The organism is Nocardia sp. NPDC004573, assembly GCF_053602135.1.
The window spans coordinates 1-1,549 of sequence record NZ_JBSGDA010000070.1 but is presented as its reverse complement, the minus strand read 5'-3'; the positions used below and the strand labels follow the sequence as shown (position 1 = coordinate 1,549).

At 67.8% G+C, this 1,549-nt stretch carries 1 protein-coding gene and 1 pseudogene; both read left to right on the top strand.

Annotation, left to right across the window (positions count from 1 at the left end):
- Nucleotides 1-366 (top strand): annotated as a pseudogene (locus tag ACWEKR_RS35550) (hypothetical protein); the annotation flags it as partial.
- Nucleotides 366-1,549: replication initiator (locus ACWEKR_RS35545; RefSeq protein WP_452358239.1), on the top strand; the 1,184-nt coding region annotated here is incomplete at its 3' end. The pseudogene ACWEKR_RS35550 and the gene ACWEKR_RS35545, both read left to right, overlap by 1 nt.

The following is a 1,549-nucleotide window of genomic DNA, read 5'->3' as shown; positions in this document are numbered from 1 at the left end:
TGGGTCACCGCGCGGGCTCGTACCCGGTTCCTGACCTGGCACCGCTACCGCCGGCGGTGGGCCAAACTCATGACCGCCTGCCACCTGAGTATCGACCGTGGTGACCGCACGTTCATCCCGCGGCTGTTGGGTGTGGAGCTCGGTCCGGCCACCGATCGGGTTCGGGTGCGGATGCTGGAAGGTCACTGCCCCGCCGACTTCGAAAACCGCGTCACGCATCTGGCGCACGCGTTCGGGGCGTTGGACTGCCGCGCCACGATCACCGGTCCCGGCACGGTCGAACTGGCCTTCCGCCACTCCGATGCTTTGGCTCAAACGATCACCTTGCCGCGGGTGGATCACTGGACCCGACCGAAGGCGGCGTAATGGAACCCACCACCACTGATCCTGGTTCGGTGGTCCCGATCCGGCAGACCGCGGCGCAGCGCCGTAGCCTGCCGGATTTCCGGGATGTCGCCCACGCCGTAGCCGATGAACAGCACATCTGCCGTCGCCCGATCCCGATGCGCGCCGAAGACCCGAGAACGCTGCGGGTGGACTACGTCGGCGCACCCTGCAAGTCCACCATCGAATCGGTCTGCCCGGCCTGCGCGACCAAAGCCCGCTATCTGCGGATGACGCAGTGCAACGAGGGCTGGCACATGGACGCCGAACCGGTCAACGACACCCGCACACCCACCCAGCAGCAAAAGGACCTCGTAGCGGCACGCTCGGACCTGTTCGCCCACTACCAGGACGCCCGCGACACCGACGACCGCGAAGCAATGGCCGGTATCCGGGAGGTCGTCGCCTCGCTGGATGTGGAGCTGCGGGAATCCGGGTTCCGCGGCCGGCTGCCGGACCTGGACGCCACACACAAAGACCGGCGCAAGCGCTCCACCCGGCGGCGTCAAGACGTGCCGAACCTGCCTCGCAAGCGGGTAGCCAAGACCACCATCGGGCGCGAGTACGCCGGCAAATACCGGCCCTCCACGTTCGTGACCCTCACCCTGGACTCCTACGGGCTGGTCCACAAAGACGGCGCGGTCAACTCCAAGGGTGAGGTAGTCGGCGACGGTTCCCCGCGTGACCCGGACTCCTACGACTACACCCGTGCCGCACGGGACATCGTGCACTTCGCGGCCCTGGTCGACCGGTGGATACAGAACCTGCGCCGCGCCGTCGGCTGGGACGTGCAGTACTTCGCCACCGTCGAACCCCAGCGTCGGGGAGCCCCGCACCTGCACCTCGCGATCCGGGGATCGATCCCGCACGCGGTGTTCCGGGCGGTCACCGAAGGCACCTACCACCAAGTGTGGTGGCCACACTTCGACGCCGAGAACGAGGTGTACTCCGGCGACACCATGCCGGTGTGGGACCACGCGGCCGGCACATTCACTGACCCCGGCACCGGGCAGCCGTTGACCGGGTGGGACGACGCCCTCGACGTCCTCGACTCGATCGATGATCTGGAGCCCGCGCACGTGGTCCGGTTCGGTGCCCAGGTCGACTCCAAGGGCATCCTCGGCGGCACGGAGGAGGCTGACCAGAAGGTCCGCTACCTGACGAA